At 62.3% G+C, this 21,056-nt stretch carries 19 protein-coding genes; 5 read left to right on the plus strand and 14 right to left on the minus strand.

Annotated features, from left to right (window positions below):
* Positions 1-12 precede the first annotated feature (12 nt).
* Genes KW403_RS06430 through KW403_RS06450 form a run of 5 tightly spaced genes read left to right on the plus strand, consistent with a single transcriptional unit; the run spans position 13 to position 5,626 of the window.
* A complete protein-coding gene (locus tag KW403_RS06430) occupies positions 13-1,653 on the plus strand; it encodes an AMP-binding protein (RefSeq protein ID WP_223021897.1) in 1,641 nt (546 codons plus the stop codon).
* Positions 1,653-2,837 carry a thiolase family protein gene (locus KW403_RS06435; protein WP_223021898.1) on the plus strand — a complete coding sequence of 395 codons (1,185 nt, stop codon included), beginning with the start codon at positions 1,653-1,655 and terminating at the stop codon, positions 2,835-2,837. Before KW403_RS06430 ends, KW403_RS06435 begins: the two co-directional genes overlap by 1 nt.
* Positions 2,834-4,093 carry an SDR family NAD(P)-dependent oxidoreductase gene (locus tag KW403_RS06440; RefSeq protein ID WP_223021899.1) on the plus strand — a complete coding sequence of 420 codons (1,260 nt, stop codon included), beginning with the start codon at positions 2,834-2,836 and terminating at the stop codon, positions 4,091-4,093. Before KW403_RS06435 ends, KW403_RS06440 begins: the two co-directional genes overlap by 4 nt.
* Positions 4,090-4,893 carry a cyclase family protein gene (locus KW403_RS06445; protein WP_223021900.1) on the plus strand — a complete coding sequence of 268 codons (804 nt, stop codon included), beginning with the start codon at positions 4,090-4,092 and terminating at the stop codon, positions 4,891-4,893. Before KW403_RS06440 ends, KW403_RS06445 begins: the two co-directional genes overlap by 4 nt.
* A gap of 4 nt (positions 4,894-4,897) precedes the next feature.
* Positions 4,898-5,626: an SDR family NAD(P)-dependent oxidoreductase gene (locus KW403_RS06450; RefSeq protein WP_223021901.1), complete on the plus strand. Its 729-nt coding sequence runs from the start codon at positions 4,898-4,900 to the stop codon at positions 5,624-5,626.
* A gap of 216 nt (positions 5,627-5,842) precedes the next feature.
* Here the strand turns inward: KW403_RS06450 and KW403_RS06455 are convergent, their stop codons facing one another.
* The 14 genes from KW403_RS06455 to KW403_RS06520 all read right to left on the minus strand — a co-directional run bounded on the left by KW403_RS06455 (position 5,843) and on the right by KW403_RS06520 (position 21,055).
* Complete coding sequence (locus KW403_RS06455) at positions 5,843-6,451, minus strand: dihydroxyacetone kinase subunit L (protein WP_223021902.1); 609 nt, start codon at positions 6,449-6,451, stop codon at positions 5,843-5,845.
* Positions 6,452-6,460: 9 nt separating this feature from the next.
* Positions 6,461-7,456, minus strand: a complete 996-nt coding sequence (locus KW403_RS06460) for a dihydroxyacetone kinase subunit DhaK (protein WP_223021903.1) — start codon at positions 7,454-7,456, stop codon at positions 6,461-6,463.
* A gap of 37 nt (positions 7,457-7,493) precedes the next feature.
* Positions 7,494-8,510, minus strand: a complete 1,017-nt coding sequence (locus tag KW403_RS06465) for an ABC transporter permease (RefSeq protein ID WP_223021904.1) — start codon at positions 8,508-8,510, stop codon at positions 7,494-7,496.
* The gene (locus KW403_RS06470) at positions 8,507-10,021 is read right to left on the minus strand and encodes a sugar ABC transporter ATP-binding protein (RefSeq protein ID WP_223021905.1); all 1,515 of its coding nucleotides are present in this window, start codon (positions 10,019-10,021) and stop codon (positions 8,507-8,509) included. The genes KW403_RS06465 and KW403_RS06470 overlap by 4 nt, the downstream gene beginning before the upstream one ends.
* Before the next feature lie 154 nt (positions 10,022-10,175).
* Entirely contained in the window at positions 10,176-11,174 is a 999-nt protein-coding gene (locus tag KW403_RS06475) for an autoinducer 2 ABC transporter substrate-binding protein (RefSeq protein WP_223021906.1), read from the minus strand.
* Between the two features lie 54 nt (positions 11,175-11,228).
* Complete coding sequence (locus tag KW403_RS06480) at positions 11,229-12,743, minus strand: FGGY-family carbohydrate kinase (protein WP_223021907.1); 1,515 nt, start codon at positions 12,741-12,743, stop codon at positions 11,229-11,231.
* Positions 12,743-13,843, minus strand: a complete 1,101-nt coding sequence (locus KW403_RS06485) for a M42 family metallopeptidase (RefSeq protein ID WP_223021908.1) — start codon at positions 13,841-13,843, stop codon at positions 12,743-12,745. The genes KW403_RS06480 and KW403_RS06485 overlap by 1 nt, the downstream gene beginning before the upstream one ends.
* The gene (locus KW403_RS06490; protein ID WP_223021909.1) at positions 13,840-14,823 is read right to left on the minus strand and encodes an ABC transporter permease; all 984 of its coding nucleotides are present in this window, start codon (positions 14,821-14,823) and stop codon (positions 13,840-13,842) included. The genes KW403_RS06485 and KW403_RS06490 overlap by 4 nt, the downstream gene beginning before the upstream one ends.
* A 25-nt stretch (positions 14,824-14,848) precedes the next feature.
* Positions 14,849-15,658, minus strand: coding sequence for a BtpA/SgcQ family protein (locus KW403_RS06495; protein ID WP_223021910.1), 810 nt, complete (start codon positions 15,656-15,658; stop codon positions 14,849-14,851).
* Between the two features lie 35 nt (positions 15,659-15,693).
* Positions 15,694-16,458: a DeoR/GlpR family DNA-binding transcription regulator gene (locus tag KW403_RS06500; RefSeq protein ID WP_223021911.1), complete on the minus strand. Its 765-nt coding sequence runs from the start codon at positions 16,456-16,458 to the stop codon at positions 15,694-15,696.
* 432 nt (positions 16,459-16,890) lie between these two features.
* Positions 16,891-18,030: a mandelate racemase/muconate lactonizing enzyme family protein gene (locus tag KW403_RS06505; RefSeq protein ID WP_223021912.1), complete on the minus strand. Its 1,140-nt coding sequence runs from the start codon at positions 18,028-18,030 to the stop codon at positions 16,891-16,893.
* Positions 18,031-18,034: 4 nt separating this feature from the next.
* Positions 18,035-19,021 (minus strand): NAD(P)-dependent oxidoreductase, encoded by a 987-nt coding sequence (locus tag KW403_RS06510; RefSeq protein WP_223021913.1) that lies wholly within the window; start codon positions 19,019-19,021, stop codon positions 18,035-18,037.
* Positions 19,014-19,916: a fumarylacetoacetate hydrolase family protein gene (locus KW403_RS06515; RefSeq protein WP_223021914.1), complete on the minus strand. Its 903-nt coding sequence runs from the start codon at positions 19,914-19,916 to the stop codon at positions 19,014-19,016. The genes KW403_RS06510 and KW403_RS06515 overlap by 8 nt, the downstream gene beginning before the upstream one ends.
* Positions 19,916-21,055, minus strand: a complete 1,140-nt coding sequence (locus tag KW403_RS06520) for a mandelate racemase/muconate lactonizing enzyme family protein (RefSeq protein WP_223021915.1) — start codon at positions 21,053-21,055, stop codon at positions 19,916-19,918. The genes KW403_RS06515 and KW403_RS06520 overlap by 1 nt, the downstream gene beginning before the upstream one ends.
* Between the last annotated feature and the right edge of the window lies 1 nt (position 21,056).

Consider the following 21,056-nt stretch of genomic DNA (forward strand, 5'->3'; position numbering starts at 1 on the left):
AGCGCGCAGCAGATGAAATCGCAGATCCCGCCGTTCGACACCGTGTTCGCGGCCTTTGCCGACACCGCACACCGCTGGCCCAAGCGCCCCTTCCTGCACGTGCTGGAGGAAACGGCGTCGGTCTACGACATCCCCGCCGGCGAACTCTCCTATGGCGCAGCCCTCGCCGAGATTGAACGCCTGAGAAACGCCTATGCCGCCGGCGGCTATCGCACCGGCATGCGCGTCATGCTCCTGATGGAAAACCGGCCGGGCTTCTTCCTGCACTGGTTCGCCTTAAATGCGCTCGGGCTTTCGGTCGTGCCGGTCAACCCCGACCTGCAATCAGCCGAACTGGAATACATGGCCGGCCACGCGCGCCCGGTTCTGGCCGTCGCCATCGCGAGCCGCGTGGCGGATCTCGAGCAGGCTGCAACTGCCTCCGGCGTTGGCTTTCCGGTCGTCACGCCAGAGGCCGACACCCCGCCGCTCGATCCACGCTTTGCAGACATGGAGACGCCGCAGGGTGCGCCGCTCAGCCGCGAAGCGGCCATGCTCTACACCTCCGGCACCACGGGCAAGCCCAAGGGCTGCGTCCTGTCGAACCTCTATTTCCTGCATTCGGGCCGCTGGTACGCGAAGGCGGGCGGCCTATGCGCCATGAACGAGGACGGCGAGCGCATGATCACGCCGCTGCCCATCTTCCACATGAACGCCATGGCCTATTCGCTGATGGCGATGATCACGGTCGGGGGCTGCCTCATCGCGCTCGACCGTTTCCACCCGCGCAGCTGGTGGCAGAGCGTGCGTGACAGCCGGGCCACCTGCCTGCATTATCTGGGCGTCATGCCGTCCATTCTCATGAAGGCCGAACCCACGAAAGAGGACAGGGCGCACAATGTGCGCTTCGGCTTCGGCGCGGGCATCGATCCCAAGCTGCACGGCCCGTTCGAGGAGCGTTTCGGCATACCGCTGATCGAAGGCTGGGCGATGACGGAGACGGGGGCCGGCGCGGTCATCGTCGCCAATCACGAGCCCCGCAAGCGCGGCACGAACTGCCTTGGCCAGCCCGGCCCGGACATCGAGGCCCGCGTGGTCGCCGACGATGGCAGCGAGGCAGCCCCCGGGCAACCCGGCGAACTCCTGGTGCGCCATGCCGGCGAGGATCCGCGTTTCGGCTTCTTCTCCGAATATTACGCGAACCCCGAGGCCACTGCCGAAGCGTGGGAAGGCGGCTGGTTCCACACCGGCGACATCGTCATGCGCGACGCCGATGGCGACTTCTTCTTCGTCGATCGCAAGAAGAACGTGATCCGCCGTTCAGGCGAGAACATCGCCGCCGTGGAAGTGGAATCCTTCTTGATGCAGCATCCCGACATCAAGGCGGCCGCCGTCGCGGCAGCACCGGACGAATTGCGCGGCGACGAGGTCTTCGCCTGTCTGGTCGTCGAGAGCGGCGAACGCGATGAAGCGCGCGCGCGCGCGATTGCCGAATGGTGTCTGGACCGCGTCGCCTATTACAAGGTTCCGGGCTACATCGCCTTTGTCGACGCCCTGCCCCTGACCTCGACGCAGAAGATCCAGCGCGGCGAACTGAAAACACTGGTCGCCCGGCTTCTCACCGATCCGGCAACGGTCGACACACGCTCCATGAAGAAAAGGCGCGCGGCCTGATGGCGGGTCGCACCTCGAGACGGATGGGCTATGAGGGCGTGGTGCTCGCCGCGCCCGCCACAACGCCCTATCAGCGCTTCTCCAAGGAAACGGCGCATTGGTGGATCGCCCGCGCGCTGCGCCAGTCGCTTCAAAGCGCCGGCCTCAGCCCCCGCGATGTCGACGGCTTCTCGGTTTCAAGCTTCACGCTCTTTCCCGACACGGCGGTGGGGCTGACCCAGCATCTCGGCCTCACCCCGCGCTGGCTCGATCACATCCCCATGGGCGGGGCGAGCGGCGTTGTGGCGCTCAGGCGTGCGGCCCGCGCAGTGCAGGCGGGTGATGCCGACATCGTCGCCTGCGTTGCCGGCGACACCAACCATGTCGACAGCTTCCGGCGCATGCTCTCAAGCTTCAGCCGCTTCGCGCAGGACGCCTCCTATCCCTATGGTGCAGGCGGGCCGAATGCCTGTTTCGCGCTCCTGACCGACCACTATATGAGCGCCTATGGCGCGACCCGCGAGGATTTCGGCCGCATCTGCGTCGCCCAGCGCGACAATGCACTGAAGAACCCGCATGCGGTGATGAAAAAGCCGCTGACCATGGATCAGTATCTTGCCGCGCGCATGATCTCCGATCCCATCGCTCTGTTCGATTGCGTCATGCCTGTCAGCGGCGCCGAGGCATTTCTTGTGATGCGCGAGGAAGACGCCCGCGCCGCCGGCCTTCCCTACGCGCATATTCGCGGCAGCATCGAACGCCACAACGCCTTCCCCGAAGACCCGATCCAGATGCGCGGCGGCTGGGCCATGGATATCGACGAGCTTTACGCCATGGCCGATGCGAAGCCCGACGACATCGACCTGTTGCAGACCTATGACGATTACCCGGTCATCTCCATGATGCAGTTCGAGGATTTGGGGTTCTGCGGGAAAGGCGAAGGCCCGGCCTTTGTGCGCGAGCGCGATCTCACCATTGCCGGCGATTTTCCGCACAACACGTCGGGCGGTCAGCTTTCGGCCGGACAGGCGGGAGCCGCCGGCGGCTTCATCGGACTGGTCGAGGCCATCCGCCAGGTCACCGGCGCAGCCGGCCCCACCCAGGTGGAAGGTGCCACGACCGCCATGGTCTCGGGCTTCGGCATGATCAATTACGACCGTGGCGTCTGCTCCAGCGCCGCCATCATTTCGGGAGCCGGCACATGACCGACGCCATTCTGCCGCCACCGAAGAAAGATCCGCAAAAGCGCACCCGCACACAGACACTGCCCTCGGGCCTCAGAAGCCGCGCGGCGCTGGGGCTCACGGCGGCTGCCGCCGAGGGGCGCTTCATGCTTCAGGTCTGCGGCGAATGCGGCGCGCTGCAATATCCGCCGCGCGACGCCTGCTCCGCGTGCCTGTCGACCGACCTGCCATGGCGCGACATCGACCCGGCGGGCGAACTCATCGCCGAGACCACGGTGCGCACCAGCACCAACACCTATTTCCGCGAACGCACCCCATGGCGTGTCGGCACCGTCCGGCTCGACGCCGGCCCCTCCGTCATGTGCCACGTACATGGCGATGTGCCGCGCGGCGGTCGGGTGCGCATCATCAACCGGCTCGACAAGTCGGGCCAGGGCGTTCTCTACGCCCTGCCTCCCGAAGGGACGCCCAACATGGAAGACGATCCGCAACTCCGCGAAATCACCGCCGATCCGAAATTCCGCCGCGTGCTCATCACCGATGCGCGCAGCGAAAACGCCGTGGCGCTGGCCGAGGCCTTTGCAAAGGCCGGGGCATCGATCATCTTCATCGGCGAGCCCGAAGGCTGGCGGCCCTATCCGCACCGCGCGGCACTTGAGGCGATCCCCAATGTCCAGATCGTGCCGCTCGACGTCACCGACACCGGGTCGGTCGCCGAGCTGGCGGGCGAGATCGGCGGCAAGACGGACATTCTCGTCAACAATGCCCGCTTCGTACGCCCCGGCGGCATCATGGACCGTGGAGACACCGTGTTCGCCCGCGACGAGATGGAAGTGAATTATCTCGGCCTGATGCGGCTTGCCCAGTCCTTCGGCCCGGCCATGCGCGGGCGCGGCGCAGACGGCGACAACAGCGCCGCCGCCTGGGTCAACATCCTGTCGGTCTACGCTTATTCCAACATGCCGGCCTTTGGCGCGTTCTCCGCGTCCAATGCCGCCGCCTACTCGCTGTCGCAGTGCCTGCGCGCGGAGATGCGGCCCGGCGGCGTGCGCGTGATGAACGTCTATACGGGCCCGACGGACGACGCATGGCACCAGCCCCTGCCGCCGCCCAAGGTCGCGCCCGCAGCCCTTGCCCGCGCCATCGTCTCCGGCCTCAAGGACGGGCTTGAAGATGTGTTCGTCGGCGACGTGGCGAAGGACCTGATCGAACGCTGGCGCGCCGGCGCAAAGGTGCTGGAGCGCGAGATGAGCGAAACCGACGGAGGCGGCGCATGAACGTCCACGCAACCGACCCATCCGCCCTTCTGGGCAATCTGGCGGAGGCGCTCGGCACCGGTGCCATCGAGGTGGTGGACCTCACCCACACGCTCGACCAGGATTTTCCGGTCATCGTGCTGCCGCCCGAGTTCGGCCAGTGCGCCCGCTTCCGCATGGAAGAGGTGTCCGCCTATGACCATCGCGGCCCGGCGTGGAAATGGCACAACTTCACCTGCAGCGAGCACACCGGCACCCATTTCGATGCGCCCTCACACTGGATCTCCGGCCGCGACGTGCCCAATGGCAGCGTCGACGAGATTCCCGCCGAGCGCTTTATCGGGCCGGTCTGCGTGATCGACTGTTCCGAAGGCGCTGCCGCCGACGAGGATTTCGAGCTGACGCCGGAGATCATCGAGGCGTGGGAGGCCGAGCATGGCCGCATTCCCGCCGAGAGCTGGGTTCTGATGCGCACCGACTGGTCAAAGCGCCGGGGCGCGGCCTATCTCAACATGCGCGAGGATGGCGCGCATTCGCCCGGCCCCACGCCGGCAGCGATCCGGCTTCTGGTGGACGAACGCGGCATTCGCGGTTTCGGCACCGAGACCGTCGGCACCGACGCCGGTCAGGGATCGCACTACACGCCGCCCTACCCGGCCCATTTCTATCTTCACGGCGCGGGGCGCTACGGGCTGCAATGCCTCAACAATCTCGACCGGCTTCCGCCCACAGGCGCGATGCTGATCGCAACCCCGCTCAAGATCAAGAACGGCACCGGCAGCCCGCTGCGCGTGGTGGCGCTTGTGCCCGGCAGGACCTGACACGATGGAAAAAGAACTGACAGCCGTGATCACCGGCGGCAACAAGGGCATCGGCGCGGATCTCGCCCACACCATGCTGGATGCGGGCTACCGCGTCGTCTCGGTCGCGCGCCGCGCGCCGGAGTTCTCGCATGAACGGCTGAGCTCTGTCGAAGCCGACCTGCTGGACGACACAGCCGTCAGCTCGGCCGCAGCCGAGATCGCCCGCAGGCACGACGTCACCCATTTCGTGCAGAATGCGGGCCTCATCTGGCCGAACCTCATCGAGGACGCCAGCGCCGAAGACATTACCGGCCTCGCCCAGCTCCATCTGGGCTCAGCCCTGACACTCCTGAAAGCCTTCCTCCCTTCCATGAAAGAGCGCCGCTTCGGCCGCGTTCTCTTCAATGGCTCGCGCGCAGCGCTCGGCGCACAGACCCGCACCGCCTATGGCGCATCCAAGGCCGGCATGGTGGGCATGGCGCGCACCTGGGCGCTGGAGCTCGCGCCCCATGGCATCACCGTCAATGTGGTGGCGCCCGGCCCGATCCAGACCGACAATTTCTGGGGCATCATCCCCAAGGGCAGCGAGCGGGAAGCAGAGCTTGCCAAACGCATTCCCGTCGGCCGGCTCGGCGCGGTGGAAGACGTGACCAACGCCTTCATGTTCTTCGCAGACCCGAAGGCAAGCTTCGTCACCGGACAGACGCTCTATGTCTGCGGCGGCGCAAGCGTGGGCAGCATGCAGCTTTGACAGCGGCCCACGTCAGCTACTGGCAGTAACGATCGAGCGCGCCGTCTGAAGCACAGGGTCTTCCAGACTGTCCTTCAGCTCGGCGAAAACAAGCCGTGCGGGAGCGGCAGGCGCGATTGTTCGTTCATGAGATGAGGAAACCTCCGAGCGGCAATGTCATATGGATGACATTGCGCTCTTCTCCCATGAGGACACGGGTGACGAAGAAAACCGGATCTAGCCCTGGTGAGCCTCGCTTCGCAGTCCTTCCACAATGCGAAGAAATGCGAGCTGTCCAGGATCCGGCAAACCGACGCTCTTCTCACCAAACATGCGCGCGCGCCCCAGCTTGTTCGGCAGATCCCGATAGCGCTCCACAGTGTGCTCGGCTGCTTTGATCGTCGTCTCGACCATCACTTGCGGTGAAGTTCCCTCAAGCGCGCTGGCAACGGCATCGAGACTGTCGAGCACCGTTTTGTCACCCAGATTGCCCTTTCCGCGTGCCATCATGGCGTCACGCGCGGCAGCAACAAGGCCCGGTATCTCCTCGAGCTCTATCCCGGGTTTTCCTTTTTCACGTTTCGCCGCCGCCATGAATCCCGTGGCGAGCAGCGTACCGTAGGAGGACGATGAGACGCGCTGAAACGCCTTTGCCACTTCAAGGAGCGCCATGCCCACATCATCGGGAAGCTCTGCCGTTGCAGCCTCCGCAAACCCTTTTGACACGGTGATCCCAAGATCGCCGTCCCCGAGCGCACCGTCCGCAGCGCAAAGCTCGTCGCTAGCCGCAGCGGTATGGGATGCGATGCCTTTGAGAGCCTCTGAAATCGCCTTGCTGTCGATCATCGCCTGCTCCTAGACACGCCAGAAGGCGCATTCGGCCGGAGCCTTGAGCAAACCTTCCAGTTCATCGTCCAGCTTGATCACCGTGATCGTTGCGCCGGTCATTTCCATGGAGGTCGCATAACGGCCCACCAGCGGCATCACGATCTCGACGCCCAGAGCATCGAGCTTCTGCTTCGCATGCCGGTAGAGAATGTAGAGCTCTTCGGCCGGCGTCGCACCCAATGAGTTCACCAGAATCGAGATGCGGTCGCCTTTTGCGAGAGGCTGATCGGCCATGAGACGGTCCAGCATCTCTTCGGCGATCTCGTCGGCAGGCTTGATCGCATCGCGCCAGATGCCGGGCTCGCCATGGATGCCCATGCCCATTTCCATTTCCGTCTCGCCGATCTCGAAGGTCGGTTTGCCGGCCTGCGGAATCGTACAGGGCGTAAGCGCCATTCCGATGGATCGGCAGGCATCCGCCGTCTTCTGGGCGATGCGGGTGACTTCATCCAGGTCATCGCCGCGTTCGGCGGCCGCACCCGCAATCTTGAACGCGTAGACCATGCCCGCCACGCCGCGCCGCTTCTCGGCCTCTTCCTTTGGGGCCGACACGACATCGTCCGTCAGAAGCACGGTGGTGGTGCGGATGTCGTGTTCCATCTCGGCCATTTCACCGGCCATGTCGAAATTCATGACATCGCCGCCATAATTGCCGTAGAGGCGCAACACGCCCGCGCCGCCATCGGCCAGGCGGATCGCCTCGGCCATTTGTTCGGCCGAAGGGCTGGCAAACACGTCACCGATGGCACACGCATCGAGCAGGCCTGTGCCCACATAACCGGTAAAGACGGGCAGATGGCCTGAGCCGCCGCCGGTCACAATGCCGACCTTGCCCTTTTTGGCGCCCGCCGCCCGGGTGATCACGCGCCGCACAGGCTGCGCATAAATCTGAGGATGCGCGGCGGTCATGCCATCCAGCATCTCGTCCACATAGTCGGCGGGGTTGTTCAGGATCTTTTTCATGGCTTGTCCTCCCTGGGGATTTGAAGATGCATACCGATCAGGCCTCGAGCGGGCGCGCCATGCGGCGGCGATGCTTTGCGAGCCGATCGAAGATGATTGGCAAGCCCGTGCCAACGATGATGAGACAGCCGATCACGAACTTCTGCCAATAGGACGGAACGCCCACCATCAAAAGGGTCGTGTTGATCATGGTGATCACGAACACACCCAGAAGCGTGCCAAGCACGGTGCCGTGTCCGCCGGTGATGCGTGCACCGCCCAGAACCACGGCAGCGATCACGTTCAGCTCCATGCCGACCAGATCGAACGGATTTGCCATGCGCGACAGCGTGACATGCGTCATGCCTGCAAGGCCAGCGATGGCGCCGGCGATCACATAGATCATGACCTTCACACGCTTGATGCGGATGCCGATGCGCTGCGCTGCCTCTTCCGACCCGCCAATGGCGTAGACCTTGCGCCCGAACAGGGTGAAATTCATGATGATGGCAAGCACGATCGCCACCGCCACGAGCACGAGAAAGGAAGCGGGAAGCGACACCATCTGACCCACCGCATTCTCGATGCGGATCAGGATGGTGCGGGAAAAGTTGATCACCTCGCGCGGCACGGACGTGATGTAGGTGGTGCCAAGGAAGGTGAGCAGAGCGCCACGAAAGAAAGACAGCGTGCCGAGCGTGACTATGAGTGTGTTGAGCCCGAGCCCGCCGATCAGAAGCCCGTTAATCAGCCCGAGCCCCGCGCCGAGGGTAGCGGCGATGACGAAATAGGCGACGATAGGCAGGTCGAGATCGATGCCCAGAATGATCTTCATCGTGGCATACATGGCGAAGGCGCCAATGGCGGTGTGCGACACATCGATGCCGCCGGAGGCAAGAACCATCATAACGCCGAGTGCGAATATGCCGGTGACAAGCCCGTTGCGCGCCAGGTCGATCAGAGTCGACGGCGTGAAGAAAGCCGGGTTCAGCAGGCCCAGGACAACGGCGAACAAAACCGCGACAAGGAACACGATGCCCTGCGGGGTTGCAAAGATGCGGGCAAGGGCGCTCATGTCCTGTCCTCCCTGATCACTTCATCATAGAGTGTGTCTTCGTCCACCGTTGCGGCATCGAAACTCGCGGTGATGCGTCCGCGCACCATCACCAGAATACGGTCGGACAGCGCGATTGCCTCGGGTATGTCATCGGTGACCACCATCACGGCGGTGCCACTGCGGCTGAGCGAGACAAGCAATTCGTGGATCTCCCGCTTGGAACCGACATCGACACCCACCGTGGGCCCATTGAGGATGAGCAGTCTCGGTGCGCGTTCCATCCAGCGGGCAAGAACCACGCGCTGCTGGTTGCCGCCCGAAAGAGTTGCCACGGCCGGTGTGACGTCCGGCGTCTTGATCCGGAGGTTCTTCACCGCCTTGCGGGCGCGATCCAGCAGCGCGGTGGCATTGACGATGCCGAAGCTCGTGGATTTTTCCAGGCTCGAAACGGTTATGTTGTCGCCGATGGGCTGGTTGAGAAAGAGCCCTTCGGTCAGGCGGTCCTCCGGCACATAGGCGATGCCGTGAGCGATGGCGTCGTGCTGGCTGCCGAATTTGACGGTTTCACCCTCGATCTGGATGCGACCGGCATCCGGGTTCATGTAGCCGAAAAGCGTCTGTGCGAGTTCGGTGCGGCCCGAGCCAAGCAGGCCGACCACGGAGACGATCTCGCCCGGCCTCAGTTCCAGTTCCACCTCGGAGAAGTCTCCGCGACGGCCAAGACTGGATGCGGCCAGAAACGGCGGGTGAAGCGGGCTCTCTTCTCTGGGAAGGCGCTGGCTGTCCACGGAGCGGCCGGTCATGGCCTCCACCAGGCGCCCGGCGTCAAACTCGCCTATGGGGCCTTCCACCACGACGGAACCGTCACGCAATACGGTGACCGTGTCGCAGACGGCGAAGACCTCTTCGATCTTGTGGCTGACAAAGAGAAAGGAAACACCATCCTTCTTGAGAGCGTCGACAATCTCAAGAAGATGGGCCACCTCGCTGCGTGTAAGCGCTGTGGTCGGTTCGTCCATGACGATGATGCGCGCCTCATTGGCGAGTGCGCGGGCGATTGCCACCAATTGCTTGGAGGCGACGGGAAGAAGCTCCACCGGCGCATCGGGATCGATCTCCACCTGCATGCGCTTCAGTGTCTCGACGGCCTGTCTCCTGCGTGCGCGCGCCCTGTGGACCGCGTCCCCGGCGGTCACCGAGCGCAGGAAGCCGATATTCTCCCACACGGTGAGATTGGGGAAGAGCGAGAAATCCTGATAGATGACGGAGAGCCCGGCGGAGATCGCCCGCATGGGATCGTTCTTCAGGGTTTCTCCATTGAGGGTCACAGTTCCGGCATCCGCCTGCACGACACCGGACAGGATCTTGATCAGCGTCGATTTGCCGGAACCGTTTTCGCCGGCGAGACACCGCACCTCTCCCTCGCGCAGTTCCAGATTGACGTCTTCCAGCACGCGCACGGGACCATAGGCCTTGCGGATGTCTCGCATCTGCAGAATGGGCGCGCCTGGGTTCGCTTCCTCGTTCATGGGCAATCTCTTGTGTTCAGGCAAAGCCGCCGGGCATGGGTGCCCGGCGGCGTTTGAAACGGAAGGCGCGCAAGCGTCCGCCGGTCCTGAGACCAGGACCGCAGGCCGGCTGCGCATGTCTTCCCCTTCCGCTCATGTCGTCGATGTCCAAGCCTTAGAAGTCGTACTCGTCCATGTTCTCCGTGGTCACGTCCACCCAGGCCTGACCATAGAGCACCTTGCCGTCGAGCTTGATCTCGTTATAGCCCTCGACGCCGAGATCCATGCCGTCCGTTACCTCTTCACCCGCGATGGCCATGGAGGCAACCTTGTTCATGGCGATGCCGGCCTTCGCCGGATCCCAGAACGAGATCATGTCGATGGCGCCTGTCTCCAGATAGGGACCCGCGACCGAGACGAGGCTCGTGCCAACAATCTTGACCTTGCCGTCGAGACCGGCTTCTTCCACTGCCAGGGCTGCGCCCACGACATCTTCACCAGCCGAGCCCTGAATACCCTTCAGGTTCGGATAGGTGCGCAGGAGCTCCTTGGTCTTCTGATAGGCGGTCTGCTGCTGTTCGTTGCTCTCCAGCTTGTCGGTGACAAGCTTCATGTCCGGGTATTTTTCTTTCTGGTACTCGATGGCCGCGTCCACCCACTCATTGTGGGTCTTGGCTGTCAGGTGGCCGACGAAGACGGCATATTCGCCCTCACCGCCCATGGCCTGCGCCAGAGCTTCCATCAGGTGACGGCCATAAGCCGCATTGTCGAAGGCTTCCACGTCATAGGTGACGTTTTCGAGGCTGGACGCTTCGTGACCGATCACCTTGATGCCGGCATCGAGTGCCTTGCCGAGCACCGGCTCAAGCGCCTCTGGCGAGTTCGGAACGACGGTGATGGCGTCGACCTTCTTCGCGATAAGGTCTTCGATCATTTGCACCTGCAGGGCGGCGTCGGCAGAGGCCGGGCCCACCTGCGTGGCGTCATGCCCCGTCTCCGAAGCATATTCCGCGACACCATCTTCCATGCGGTTGAACCAGGCAATACCGGAGAGCTTCACCACCGTCACGATGGTGTGCTTGGCGTCCTGCGCGTGGGTAACGGCGCCGGCCCCGACGATCAGCGCGGCGCCAAGCGCCACTCCGGCGGTGAGTTTCCTTAAGTTCAAAGCCATGAGACTCCTCCTGTTACAGTTTGTCAGTGCCCCGACGGCCGGCATGGCCGCCTGTCAGGCTTCATCGGACGCCCGTTTTTCCGTTCCCCTCATGAGATCGTTGTTGCGGGCGTACAATTCCTTGAAAGTGCGATAGCGCGCGTCGTAGATGACGCGATTCTTCTGCTCGGGCGCAATGGATCGTTCTACCGGGTTCCATCGGCGAATGTCTTCGCGCCCGGCAGCGCCGACGGCCACGGCTGCCAGAAACGCATTGCCGAAGGCCGCGCCAACCGTGTTGGCTGCAACCTCCTGAACCTTGCCGCTGGCATCCGAGATAGCCTGCGACCACACGGCATTCTTGGTGCCGCCACCCACGGCAGCGATCCGGGCCAGGCCGGCGCCTGCTTCTTCATAGGTCTCGATGACCGAAGCCACGCCATAGGCGATGCCTTCCAGAAACCCGCGATAGACATCTGCCCTTGTGTGGGTGAGGTCGAGCCCGAAGATCATGCCGCGCGCATGGGGGTCGTGAATAGGGGTGCGCTCTCCCGAGAAATAGGGAAGCACCACGATCCCGTTTGCGCCCACCGGCGCGCGCGCTGCTTCTTCGGCCAGGAGCCGCAGCGCCTCGCTCTCATCCAGTTCGCGCGCAAACTGCTCCTGAAACCAGCGTGTGAGCGTGCCGCTCGTCGATGTGCCGGACATGCAGGCATGCTGACCCTCGAAGAGCCACGGCGCATACCAGAGCCGCCCATCTTCGACACGGTGATCGGTCACCAGAATGATGAACATGGTCGAGCCGTACATCATCATCATCTCGCCGGTGCCGAGAACCCCGACGCTGACAGCTTCCGATGCCGCATCGATGGTGCCCGCCGTGACCGGTGTTCCCGGCGCAAGTCCGGTTTCTTTCGCCGCCTGTTCCGTGACATGGCCGGCAATCTCGGTGCTCCACAGGAGCTCGGGAAGGCGTTCCGGTTCGATAATGCGCTCGGCATACCGGTCGGACCATCGGTTGGTGCGGATGTCATAGAGCGGGCTGGAGGACGACGCGGAATAATGGTCGATGACGAAGCGTCCCGTCAGCCGGTGCACGAGAAACGATGAAGAGTTCATCACCTTGTGAGTGCGGGCGTAGATCTCGGGCCTGTTCTTCTTCAGCCAGAGAATTTTCGGGCCGACGGACTGTGAACTGAGAGCGTTGCCGCATTCGACAAGAAGCGTTTCCTCGCCGATCTCTGCAGTCAGTTCCTCGATCTCTTCTGCCGCTCGGGTGTCGACGCCGTATAGCACCGCGTTCATCAGCGGCGTGCCCTCTTCATCAACCGGCAACATGCACGGACCGATACCACTGGCCGCCACGGCCTTGATGTCGCCGGGGACGATGCCCGCCGTGGCGATCAGCTCCTTGCTAATCACGCAGAAGTCGCCCCACCAGTCTTTCTCGGCGTCGTGCTCGGCCCAGCCGGGTTGCGGCACGATCATGTCGTGCCGCCGCTTGGCAGTCGCGAGAATGCGTCCCTCGGCGTCGGCGAGAACGCCCTTGGTCTCGAAGGTTCCGATGTCGATGCCGAGATAGCAATCCATCAGGTGTAGTCATCCCGGTTCAGGCTGAATTTCGCATCGACCCGGCGGATCGCGGCGATCAGCAGTTTCGTGAGGGCTTCCAGGTCGCGCAGGTCGCACATTTCGAGCGAGGTGTGCGTGTAGCGGCAGGGGAAGCACATATCGATACAGGCGACGCCCTCATTCACGAGCTGCACATAGGAGGAATCCGTCAGTGCGCCGGTGTGGGCCGTGCGCTGCAGGTTGATCCCCTCGGCTGAAGCCGTGTCGGAGAACAGCTTCGGCAGGGCCGGGTGCGGAATGGTGCCATTCAGAGTGCCGCGCCCATGGAACGAATAGAGGCTCATCGCCGGCCCGTTGCCGAGCGCAACTTCACCGCGCTGGGTCATGTCGGGCGTGTCGGCATTGAGCGCCAGATCGAGCTGGATGGCGATGTCGGGGTTGATCGCGCGGGCAGCGACCATCGCGCCCTGAAGATTGAACTCCTCGAGCACCGCGAAGACGAAATGTACCGTGGGGCGCGGACCCTCGGCGGCAAGTGCGCGGGCAACCTCGACGATGACTGCACAGCCGGCGCGATCATCCACCGACGTGCCGATGAGCCGGTTTTCATTGAGCTCGATAACACGCGGATCATAGACCACCGGCGTGCCGATCTCGATGCCCAGCGCCTTGACGCCCGCCGCGTCTTCCGCGCCCACATCGATGAACACCTCCTGGTAAGGGGTGACCTTGTATTTCTCTTCCGGCGGCGTGGCGTGATGGCTCTTGTTGGCGATGACGCCCTGCACGTCGCGGCCCTCGCCGACGCAGAACAGAACGGCCTGCGCAGGCAGGGCCTTCTCGGGGATGCCACCCAGCCGCTCGATGCGCACCAGGCCATTCTCCTCGATCTTGCGCACCATGAAGCCGAGCTGATCGGTGTGGGCGAAGAGCATGACCGAAGGCGCGCCTTCATCGCCTTCCAGTGTGGCGATCAGATTGCCGAGACGATCCGTTCGCAGGGCAAGCGGCAGATCGGCGAGCTCTTTTTCAATGCGGCGGCGCACGCGGTCTTCATGTCCGGAGAGACCCGGCGTCAGCATCAGGGTTTTGAGCAGTGAGCGGAGGCGCTCTTTCATGATTGGTGAGCCTTTCGTTTGAAGAACGCCTTGAGATCGAAAGAGCCGAATGCGGCCCGGTACGACATGACGGCGATCAGGAGACCGCCGAAGAACAGGTCGCGGGAGAAGGCGCTGAAGGAGAGGATGTTGAGCCCGCTGGAAATGAATTGCAGGCAGATCACGGCGAGAACGACACCGGTGACCGTGCCGAAACCGCCTGCCGGGCTGACACCGGCAAGAATGTTGATGAGAATGACAAGCAGCAGATAGGAGCTGCCGTAGTCGGCATTGGCCGAGTTCACGCGGGAAAGAACCACGAGCCCGGCAAGCGCCGCGATGAAACCTGCGATGGCGTAGATCTGAATGATCAGCTTCTTGCCGGGTACGCCGGCAAAACCTGCGGCCACGGGGTTGGCGCCAAAGAGGCGCAGACGCATGCCGACCGGTGTGCGGCGCAAAAGGAAGGCAAGACCCGAAGCGATGACCGCGAAGAGCACCAGCGGAAGCGGCAGCATGCCACCAATCGTCCAGTTCCCGAAGGCCGTATACCAGTCGGGCAGGCCGGTGATGGCCGGACCACGCGTGATGATGATGCCGATGCCGGCGAAAAGCTGCATGCTGCCAAGCGTTGCAAGAATGGGCGGCAGCCGCAGATAAGCGACGAGAAAACCGTTGAACGCGCCGCAGACGAGACCAACCGCAAGACCGGCGGGAACGGCGAGCCATGCCACTTCCGGGCCCGCTTTCATGGTCACCGCAGCCACGATCGAGGCCAGATTGGCGACGGCAACGACCGAAAGGTCGATGCCGCCGGAAATCATTGTCGGCAGGACGGCGAGCGACAAAAGCCCGAACTCGGGGAACTGGAAGCCCATGGACTGGAGGTTCGACGATGACAGGAATGTCGGGCTGGCGATTGCAAGCGCGACGAAAATCAACGCCGTCAGTATTCCGAGGCTTTTGAGGTGAGAGCCTGTCGTATCCTGTCTTGCGTCCATGAGCTTCTTCCCCTGATGCCGAAGATCAGCCGCCGCGGGCCGTTTTCACGATCTGCATGAATTCCTTGGCCCGCGCCGGGTCGACGGGGTTCCAGGTGTTTCCGTCGACCTTGAGCGACGAGCCGACGATGCAGCCATCGGCGATCTTGAGAATGTCTGCAACCGTGTTGTGACGAACTCCCGTATTGGCCAGAACCGGCGTGTCGGTGACTTTTTCCTTCACCGATTTGAGGTCGGCCATTTCTGCGGCCTCTCCGGTGATCGCGCCCGAAACGAGCACGGCATCCGGAATGGAAGAGAACACGGCAGAGCGAGCGCGGTCGGCCAGCGGCCGCTTGTCCATGGAATCGGCGAATTCAGCCGAGACGTTGTAGAGCATCACGAGATCGTCGCGACCGAGCCGGTTGCGATAGCGCATGGCTTCGCCTGCATTGGGCGTCCACGGCCCCATGTCGGAGGCATAGGTGCCGGTGAAGATTTCACGAACGAAAGAGGCGCCAGTGGCCGCAGCCAGCGCGACAGTGCTCATCGGGTCCCACAGCACATTCACGCCAAACGGCTTCCTGATCTCGTTGCGCAGCTGGCCGATCACAAAGGCCATTGCGGCGGTGGATGCCGTGTCCACCTGCAGCTCGTAGGGCCGGTCATTTTCATTGCCGAACATCACGGCATCGACATCGGCTTCCTGCAGCGCGATGAGATCCTTGCGCGCCGCGGCGACGATGCCATCGATGCCTGCATCCGCGTCATAAAGGGGCGAGCCGGGCATCGGCAGAAGATGCACCATCGAAATGATGGGTTTCTTGTCGCCGAAGAGCTGCTTGAACTTTGACATTCCGTGCCTTTCTTTCTTGGTCTTGGCCATGCCCGTTAAACGAGCGTGATGGCCGGTATGCGCGCCCGATAGGAAGCGGCGAGGTCCGCGCCGCCCCTGTCGGTGATCAGTTCGTCAACGGCATCGAGCCCGCAGACTTCTGCGAAGGCACGCTTGCCGAACTTGCTGTGATCGGTGATCACGACGATGCGTTTGGCCCGCTGCATGGCGAGTCGTTTTGTCTCTGCCTCCTCGAAGGTGGCGGTGGTTATGCCATCGTGGTCGACGGCGTCGGCAGCGAGGAAACAGATATCGGCCTTGATGCTCGACAGCGCGTCCTTCGCCCAGTTGCCCACGAGGCTGAAATAGCCGTTTCTCACGCGCCCTCCGACGAGGTGCACCTCGGTCGGGTCAATCGCGGCAGCCTCGGCGACCTTGAGGTCGATGGTCACGACGGTGACCCTGCGACCGGCAAGTGCATGAGCGGTCGCAAGCGCCGTCGTGCCGGAATCCAGAAGCACCACCTGGCCGTCCAGAACCTTGGAGGCGGCGGCCTGACCGATGCGTTGTTTAAGGTTCTGGTTCTGGCGAACCTTCTCCAGGAAAAGCGGCTCCGTGCCATCTTCGCCCGAACCGCGTGCGACCACGCCGCCATGGGTTCGCGTCACCACACCAGCCTGTTCCAGCACAACGAGGTCACGACGGACAGTGGGAAGTGAAATGCCCAGAATGGCAGACAGGTCCGCATTGCTCACGCGCTTGCGCTCGACAATGACGTCGATCATCTGCTGTTGACGCTTTTGCGGAAACCGATGCTGCATCCTGTCCTCCTTCTATGATCGTTAATGATCGATTTGAACGAGTCAATAGATAAACTTCAGTTTTCTGGCTGTTAGCGCAAAGCAGTTGTTTTCGTTGACCTGCTGCCGCGGTTTCACCTGTGGAGAATTTGAATGACCGGCAACGCGTCCACACCGCCCAATGGAAGACAGTCGTAAACGCAACAATCGGAAGGTGTGCACGAGGATCCTGACGGCTTCAAACCATCTGGCCAGCAGGACGTTGCCCGTCCTGACACCAGACACTTCGTCTCGGCCACCGGCTCAGGCGGAAAGTCAACACAACGCGGAAGGGGTGGGTGAACCGCACCCCTGTGCCTGCCGCTCATGCTCCGGGCGGCCTCCCCATTCAACGAAAGCACCACTGACGGGTAAGCTCAGGCCGATAGGTTCCAGCCTGAGACCTGTGACCCGTCAGACATAACACGGCCCTTCAATCAGCGGGTGCCTGGCGAGAAATTCCTCGTCTATGTCGATGCCCAGTCCGGCTCCGGTTTTAGGCCTCACGCAGCCCTCGCCGTCAAGCGTGTATGGCGCTCCGCAAACTTCGTCACGAAAAGGATTGTGATGCGCCAGATCGGCTTCAAAATATCCGGGATTATCGACAGAAGCCAACAAGTGAATCGTGGCGATCATGTTGATGCCCGTTGCCGAAGTATGCGGATTGAAGCTCATTTTCCAGGCAGAGCACAAGGTAGCAATCTTTGCACATTCGCTCAGCCCCCCTGCCTTGGACAGATCAGGCTGCGCGAAGGTCACGGCCCGGTCTTCAATCATGCGGGTGAAGTCGTATCGGGTAAAATGGTTTTCCCCGGCAGCCAACGGAACGCGACCCAGCTCTTTTGCCAGTTGGTATTCGCGATAATCGTGCGGCGGAAATGGCTCTTCCAGCCAACCCACTCCAAGCTCCTCAAAGGCAGGCATGGCCTGCCTGACATCATTAAGGCAGTAGCCGGTATTCGCGTCGACCAGAATGTCGATATCGTCCCCCACAGTCTGCCGCACGGCCCTGACCCGGGCGACATCAACGCGAACGGCATCGCCGACCCGCAGTTTCAGCGCGCGGTAGCCCTGCTCGACATAGGACTGCGCCTCCTCTGCCAGCGCCTCTGGCGGTTGCCAGCCCAGTGAAATTCCGCCGCCATACGCCTTGACCGGCCGATCAGCTCCACCCAACAGCTGGTATATCGGCCAACCCGCCGCCTTCCCCCGGATATCCCAAAGTGCGATATCGATGCCGGAAAGGGCCATTGCCGCAGCCGATCCCATGCCGTGGCTGGACAACTGCATCTTGTAAACTTTCGCCCAGATGCTCGACACGTCGAGCGGGTCCATGCCAACGACGAGCTCGGACATCGTGGTGTCGATCAGCTTTGCAATGGCACCGGGACACCGGCCGTGGTGAGCTTCACCCCATCCAACAATTCCTTCATCGGTAAGAACCTTGACCAGAACCGCATCGCGCTTGACCGCCCGTCCGATCCCGAGCCTGACATTCTTGCCCTCCGGAACACGAAAGGAGATCGGCACTGCCTTAATTTCGGTGATACGCATCGTGTTACTTGTCTCCCCTGGCCGCATTTTTCTGTGCGTCCCTGCTTTCGGGATTGACGAGATTGACGGGTGGCTCGCCCAGAAGGATACGCCGCATCTCTTCGGCTGCTCCCACACTCATGGCGCGCATGCTTGTGCCTGTGATTGCCGCCACATGCGGTGACAGCACCAGGTTGGGACAACCCAATAGGGGATCATTGTCAGGCAGGGGTTGCCGTTCGAAAACATCAAGGGCCGCGCCGGCGATGCGGTTCTCGTGAAGAGCATCCATCAACGCCTGTGTTTCGACAACCGCTCCACGAGAAACATTTATGAGAACCGATGTCGGTTTCATGCTCGAAATGCGCCGGACGTCGGCAAGACCCCGCGTATCCTCCGTGAGCGCACAGCTGAGCACGACCACGTCGGCTTCGGAGAAAAGCCTGTCCAAATCCACTTCTTCCACGAATTGCGGCATGTTCCCCTTGCGCCGGGACGATCCGATCACACGCATCCCGAAGCCGTTTGAAGCGATATGGGCGATGCGGGAGCCGATCGCGCCAACGCCGACAATCCCCATCGTCCCGGAGCTGATCTCTTCGGTATTGTTCGCAAGTGCCCTCGCCTCGTCCCAACCGCTGGCTCTCAACGTTGTATCAAACCGGGCATGATCCCGCTTCAGACGCAGCAACGAGGCGAAAACGAATTCCGCAACCGCATTGGTGTTGCTACCCGGTAGATTGGCCACAGCCACGCCCAGTCTGGTGGCACTCGAAACCGGAATGAAATCCAGCCCTACGCCATGCCTGACCATGCCTTTGAGGCGCGGCGCATGATCGAGAATGTCATCCGGCAATTTCGCCCGCACGATGATGCCATCCGCCTCGCTTGCCATGCGGCGCAGCGTTTCGGGATTGGTATCCGGTGCAACCACAAGGGTCGCTACATCCCTCAGAATGGCTTCGCCATCCGGATGAATGGGATTGGTCAGTAGCACCTGTTGCTCAGCCATGAATGGTGTCCTCGCCCATGATCGGATTGGTCAGACGTCCCAACCCTTCAATCTCGACCGTCATGACACTTCCTGCCTTGAGCCACGAAGGCGGTGTTTTCATCGCCGCCACGCCGGCCGGCGTGCCAGTTGCGATCACGGTTCCAGGAGCCAGTGGAGCATCCTGCGAAATCCGGGAAATCAGGTCGGCTATTCCGAAGATGAGGTCCGAGATTGACCCGTCCTGCTGTCTATCGCCATCAATGGACAGGGTAATGCGGTGCTCACCGGCCGGATCGAACGCGTCCGGCGTCGCAAGCCAGGGTCCCATCGGTCCGAAGGTGGAGAAGTTCTTTCCCCTCTCGAAATTGCCATCGGCCTTGATGATCTCGCTGGCGCTGACATCATTGAAGAGTGTGTAGCCGGCAACGTGATCCATTGCGGCATCGGGCGAAACTCGGTGGGCGCGCTTTCCAATCACCACCGCCAGTTCCGCCTCATAGGTGACGCCCCCTGCGCCGGCGGGCAAAACCACCGGCGAGCCGGACCCCACGACCGTGCGCTGCAGTTTCTCGAACAGGACCGGTGCGTCCGGGGAATTCAGTCCCCTTTCGGCAACCGCGCAGCGGTAATTGTGCGCAGCCCCGACAATCCGGGGCGGACTGGGCAGCGGCGCGAGCAAGCGCACACTCTCAAGCGGTAGCACTGCGTCGTCAGGCAGCATGTCCGGGTCTGGCATCCGTCGACAAATGTCGCTCAATCCGGCTTCGATCATCGCCAGAAGGTCTGCCGGAGTGCCTGCCAGACAGTCCACCAAACTGCGATGGGCCAGATCGAGCACACGCTCACCACCATCCACAAGGACAAGAACACCGGCGCGTGGTCCGGCCTCGCTCTCGAAAGTCACGAACCGCATCAGGCTACCCTGTATTTCGCGATGATCTCCCGATCGATCTCTATCCCGAGACCGGGTCCTTGCGGGACTGGTACGACGCCGCCTGTCTGCACGATCGGATCGACGGCAAGGAAGTCGCGGAACGGGTTCTCTTCCTGCTCGAACTCCAGCAAGACGGGCTGCGGCATGAGACACGGAGGCTGATCGGGCAGCGAGGCGAGGAAGTGGATGGTCGCGGATAGACCCACCGCCGAGCCCCATGCATGCGGCACGCATTCAACGCCATGAGTTGCGGCCAGTGCCGCGATCTTCTTGCACTCGGTGAGGCCGCCGGCCGCACACACATCCGGCTGCACAATATCCATCGCCTTGCGCACGATCTTGTCGCGAAACCCCCAACGGGTGAAGTCGTTCTCGCCACCGGCCACCGCCATGTCGAGCGCGCGCGTCACCTCGACATAGCCATCCACGTCCTCAGGCGAAATCGGCTCTTCGAACCAGTCGATGTCGAACTCTTCCAGCATACGCCCCAGACGAATGGCGTTGGGCACCGAATAGCAATGGTTCGCATCCACCATGAGGCGAACATCCGGGCCGATCGCCTCGCGAACCGCCGCCACCCTCTGGATGTCCTTCTTGTGAGAGCCAAGGCCGATCTTCATCTTGATTGCGCGAAAACCTTCGGCGACAAATTTCTCGGCTTCCTCAACCGATTCTTCGATCACCTTGTCCATGTCGATGAAATAAAGTCCGGTCGCATAGGCCTGCACCTCTGATCGGAATGCACCGCCAATCAGCTTGTGAACGGGTTTGCCACAGACTTTGCCGATGATGTCCCAGAGCGCGATGTCGATGCCGCTGATGGCGGCGATGGCCATTCCGGTTTGGCCATAGTCCTTGATACGATTGTAGAGATGCTCCCAGATGACTTCGACATCGAAAGGGTCTCGACCGATGATCTGACTGCCGAGCTGGGTCTCAATGAAGGAACGAGCCACCGCGGAAGGGCCATAGCATTCGCCCCAACCCACAACACCATCGTCTGTTTCGATCTCCACCAGGCACGTATTGCGGGTGGTGTAGAGCCACCCCCTTGAGGAAGTGAAGGGACGCTCGACCGGTGCGCTCAACCAATGACACGTAACTTTCTTGATCTTCACT

Source organism: Nitratireductor kimnyeongensis (assembly GCF_019891395.1).
In the GTDB taxonomy this organism is placed as follows: domain Bacteria; phylum Pseudomonadota; class Alphaproteobacteria; order Rhizobiales; family Rhizobiaceae; genus Nitratireductor; species Nitratireductor kimnyeongensis.

Excerpts from the sequence above, each read along its gene's own strand:
- KW403_RS06450 (WP_223021901.1), top strand. The coding sequence starts at position 4,898 with ATGGAAAAAGAACTGACAGCCGTGATCACCGGCGGCAACAAGGGCATC.
- KW403_RS06480 (WP_223021907.1), bottom strand. The coding sequence starts at position 12,743 with ATGGATTGCTATCTCGGCATCGACATCGGAACCTTCGAGACCAAGGGC.
- KW403_RS06455 (WP_223021902.1), bottom strand. The coding sequence starts at position 6,451 with ATGATCGACAGCAAGGCGATTTCAGAGGCTCTCAAAGGCATCGCATCC.
- KW403_RS06495 (WP_223021910.1), bottom strand. The coding sequence starts at position 15,658 with ATGTCAAAGTTCAAGCAGCTCTTCGGCGACAAGAAACCCATCATTTCG.
- KW403_RS06435 (WP_223021898.1), top strand. The coding sequence starts at position 1,653 with ATGGCGGGTCGCACCTCGAGACGGATGGGCTATGAGGGCGTGGTGCTC.
- KW403_RS06465 (WP_223021904.1), bottom strand. The coding sequence starts at position 8,510 with ATGAGCGCCCTTGCCCGCATCTTTGCAACCCCGCAGGGCATCGTGTTC.
- KW403_RS06445 (WP_223021900.1), top strand. The coding sequence starts at position 4,090 with ATGAACGTCCACGCAACCGACCCATCCGCCCTTCTGGGCAATCTGGCG.
- KW403_RS06475 (WP_223021906.1), bottom strand. The coding sequence starts at position 11,174 with ATGGCTTTGAACTTAAGGAAACTCACCGCCGGAGTGGCGCTTGGCGCC.
- KW403_RS06515 (WP_223021914.1), bottom strand. The coding sequence starts at position 19,916 with ATGCGGTTCGTGACTTTCGAGAGCGAGGCCGGACCACGCGCCGGTGTT.
- KW403_RS06490 (WP_223021909.1), bottom strand. The coding sequence starts at position 14,823 with ATGGACGCAAGACAGGATACGACAGGCTCTCACCTCAAAAGCCTCGGA.
- KW403_RS06460 (WP_223021903.1), bottom strand. The coding sequence starts at position 7,456 with ATGAAAAAGATCCTGAACAACCCCGCCGACTATGTGGACGAGATGCTG.
- KW403_RS06505 (WP_223021912.1), bottom strand. The coding sequence starts at position 18,030 with ATGCGTATCACCGAAATTAAGGCAGTGCCGATCTCCTTTCGTGTTCCG.
- KW403_RS06500 (WP_223021911.1), bottom strand. The coding sequence starts at position 16,458 with ATGCAGCATCGGTTTCCGCAAAAGCGTCAACAGCAGATGATCGACGTC.
- KW403_RS06470 (WP_223021905.1), bottom strand. The coding sequence starts at position 10,021 with ATGAACGAGGAAGCGAACCCAGGCGCGCCCATTCTGCAGATGCGAGAC.
- KW403_RS06440 (WP_223021899.1), top strand. The coding sequence starts at position 2,834 with ATGACCGACGCCATTCTGCCGCCACCGAAGAAAGATCCGCAAAAGCGC.
- KW403_RS06485 (WP_223021908.1), bottom strand. The coding sequence starts at position 13,843 with ATGAAAGAGCGCCTCCGCTCACTGCTCAAAACCCTGATGCTGACGCCG.
- KW403_RS06430 (WP_223021897.1), top strand. The coding sequence starts at position 13 with ATGAAATCGCAGATCCCGCCGTTCGACACCGTGTTCGCGGCCTTTGCC.
- KW403_RS06510 (WP_223021913.1), bottom strand. The coding sequence starts at position 19,021 with ATGGCTGAGCAACAGGTGCTACTGACCAATCCCATTCATCCGGATGGC.